General features: G+C 61.9%; 1 protein-coding gene and 3 pseudogenes. 1 reads left to right on the top strand and 3 read right to left on the bottom strand.

Annotation, left to right across the window (positions count from 1 at the left end):
• Positions 1-23: 23 nt before the first annotated feature.
• Positions 24-635, bottom strand: a pseudogene (locus J3474_RS22505) (transposase); the annotation flags it as partial.
• A 103-nt stretch (positions 636-738) separates the two neighbouring features.
• Here J3474_RS22505 and J3474_RS22500 point away from each other — a divergent pair.
• Positions 739-1,821 carry an IS630 family transposase gene (locus J3474_RS22500; RefSeq protein ID WP_207095711.1) on the top strand — a complete coding sequence of 361 codons (1,083 nt, stop codon included), beginning with the start codon at positions 739-741 and terminating at the stop codon, positions 1,819-1,821.
• Positions 1,822-1,837: 16 nt separating this feature from the next.
• On the opposite strand, the pseudogene J3474_RS22495 reads toward J3474_RS22500, so the two are convergent.
• Positions 1,838-2,206, bottom strand: a pseudogene (locus J3474_RS22495) (transposase); the annotation flags it as partial.
• Between the two features lie 15 nt (positions 2,207-2,221).
• Positions 2,222-3,162, bottom strand: a pseudogene (locus J3474_RS22855) (IS630 family transposase); the annotation flags it as partial.
• Between the last annotated feature and the right edge of the window lie 34 nt (positions 3,163-3,196).

Here is a 3,196-nt window from a genome sequence, read left to right as displayed (position 1 = left end):
CTGATCAATGCACCTTGGTATTACGGTGCGCATTCAGTCCAGCCCGTCGCGATGTCGGTCAAAGTGAACGTCCAGGCCCAGCTACCTTTTGCTGCCGGTCCGCTGTGCGAGACCAGATCGACCTCCATGTGCCCCGGCGCCGGATCACCCCAGTCGTCGAATGTACGGATCGGTACGCTGCGCCGCAGCTCGGTTCCAGATACGCCACGCCGCCGCTTCTTCGTCTGGCCTGCCTCGCGTATGGCGCTCAGTGAACGGTCGATAGTCGCCGGGCTCATCTGGAACAGACTGGCCTTGACCTGCGGTGCCAGATCGAGGTGGCCATGACTTTCCATCGCTTCGACAAGGATCGGAATGAGCGGCTTTAGCCGCTTGCCGCATAAACGGTCGCTCGCCTCCCACAACACCACTAGCGCAGTGCGCACAGCTTCATCGTAGATCCTGCGCCCGACACGCTCAGGAGTTCGGTCCGATGCCTCCTGCCGGAGAACCCGCATCGCATGTTTGCGATGGAACCCCGTGACCGCAACGAACTCGTCGAGCACCTTGCCTTTACTCGACCGATCGCTTGCCCGGTATCGCGCGCCGACCGCCTCGATCAATTCTTTCCGCGTTGCCATGCTCACCTTCCTCATCGTTCCCTCCCAACCGTTGCCGGGAGCATTCTAGTGGATTGACCGGAACGAAAGAGTCCGGTTGGGGATTCCCAGCGGCTTGCAGGCGTGTCAGTCTCACAGGATGCGCGATGGCATCAGCTTCACCGTTTCGGCTTCCGACCGTCTACGCCTGGACGACATCGTGTCGGCGCCCTTGAGTCCGCAGAAACATGTCTGGCGCGCCCGTATCGTGCTCTTGAGCGGCGATGGCCTGGGCACTTCGGCGATCATGGCGGCCACAGGCAAGTCGAAGACCTGCGTGTGGCGCTGGCAGGAGCGTTTCATGCACGAAGGCGTCGATGGCCTTCTTCGCGACAAGTCCCGTCCGCCCGGCAAGGCGCCGGTGGTGCCCAAGCGCGTGGCCGAGATTGTCCGGCTGACGCAGGAACCGCCCCCGCATGAGGCGACCCACTGGACGGCGCGCGCGATGGCCAAGACGGTCGGGCTTGCCGTTTCGACAGTGCAGTCGATCTGGAAGGCGCATGGCCTTGCTCCGCATCGCTGGCGCAGCTTCAAGCTGTCGAACGATCCGGCTTTCGCCGAGAAGCTCACCGAGATCGTCGGTCTTTATGTCGACCCGCCTGCCCATGCGGTGGTCCTGTCGATCGACGAGAAGTCGCAGATACAGGCTCTCGACCGCACCCAGCCAGGTCTGCCGATGAAGAAGGGGCGCGCCGGCACGCTGACGCACGACTACAAACGTCACGGCACGACCACGCTGTTCGCTGCACTCAACGTACTCGACGGAACCGTCATCGGGCAGAACATGCAGCGTCACCGCCACCAGGAGTTCATCCGCTTCCTCAATCGGATCGAGCGCGAAGTGCCCAAGGACAAGGCGATCCACGTAATCCTCGACAACTATGCCGCACACAAGAAGGACAAGGTCCAGGAGTGGCTCGCCCGCCATCCGCGCTGGACTTTCCACTTCACGCCAACTTCTTCCTCATGGCTCAATGCCGTCGAGGGCTTCTTCGCAAAGCTGACCAGGCGGCGCCTTAAGCACGGCGTCTTCCACTCTGTCGTCGACCTTCAGGCGGCCATCAACCGGTTCATCCGGGAATACAACGCCGACAACCCCAAGCCCTTCATCTGGAAGGCCAAGCCGGACGACATTATCGCCGCTCGAAATCGAGGGTTCCAAACGTTGGAGTCAATCCACTAGATGAGGCAACAGCCCGTCACTCAGGAGCAAAATGAGTGAGGCAATGCGCGCGATGCGGTGGCTTCTTGTGGTGGACCTTGGAGACGAAGCCATGTCGCTCCATATAGTGCTCGTTGGCGGCCGAGCGATAGGCGGTATCCGGCCAAACAGCCGAGTCGGTGTTGCTGCGATCCAGCAGCCCTTCGCGTAAACGCGCCCCGTCATGGGCGCTGGCGTCGGTCGCCTTCCAGCGCCTGATCAGCCTGTATCGCAGGTCGATGAAGATATGGTTCTTGTAACCAAAGGCCGGAATGGCGAGGTCCATGGCCGGAACCGTACCGTCATCACGGGGCTTTGCCTTGGTGAACTTCAGCGTCCAACGCGCGTCGCGATCCTTATGGCTCATACCAAGACTCTCTGATCAGAACCCATGGGCCCATTTCCGCAATCCGATGGACATGATGCGCCATGGCTGGTCGATGAGCTTGTTCCAGGCATGACAGCAGTGATCGACGACGTTGTCGTAGGACGTGAAGATGCGGTTGGAGAGCCAGTTTTCACGCATGAACTGCCACACGTTCTCGACCGGATTGAGCTCCGGGCACTTGGGCGGCAGCGGCAGGAGGGTGATGTTCGGCGGGACGGCGAGCTTTCCCGATAGATGCCATCCGGCCTGATCGAGCAGGATGACGGCATGGGCACCGGGCGCGACCTGGCTGCTGATCTCGGCCAGATGCATGTCCATGGCCTCGCTGTTGCAGCGAGGCATGACCAGCGCGGCGCCTTTCCCCTCGGCCGGACAGATCGCACCGAAGATCCATGCCGATGCCCGGCGCAGGTCCCGCGGCGCGACAGGTCTTGTGCCTCGCTTGGCCCAGCGGCGTGTGATCTGCGTCTTCTGGCCGAACCGGGCTTCATCCTGCCACCACAGCTCTATGGGCGTGCCTTTGGGCAGGCTTTTGCGGATTTGCGCCAGACGGGTGGGGAAGGCTTTTTAAAAGCGGCAATGTCTTCCGGCCGCTGTCCCCGATGGCGCGGCCGTGCCGAGAGCTTGCGGTAGCCCATGGTGCGCAGTTCGTGGCCCAGTGCCTGCTTGCTGATCGACAGGCGGAATTCGTCCCACAGCCACTGCACGAGATCGATGATACGCCAACGAACCACGCCATGAACCGCAGGAATGGGGCCCGCCTCGATGATTTCCTCCAGAGCCCGGCGGTGACTATCGTCAAGGATCGTATCGGGCCCCGGTGCCTTTCGCCTCACCAGTCCGTCAGGACCTTGTGCGTTGAAGCGCAGCACCCAGTCCCGCACGATTTGCAGCGTCACCCCGCCAATCCGAGCCGCATCGCTGCGGCTGCCACCCTCCAGGATTGTCGCTTATACCAAGGTGCATTGA

It is taken from the genome of Novosphingobium sp. PY1 (genome assembly GCF_017312445.1).
Lineage (GTDB): Bacteria > Pseudomonadota > Alphaproteobacteria > Sphingomonadales > Sphingomonadaceae > Novosphingobium.
This window is presented reverse-complemented; position numbering and strand designations above follow the sequence as displayed.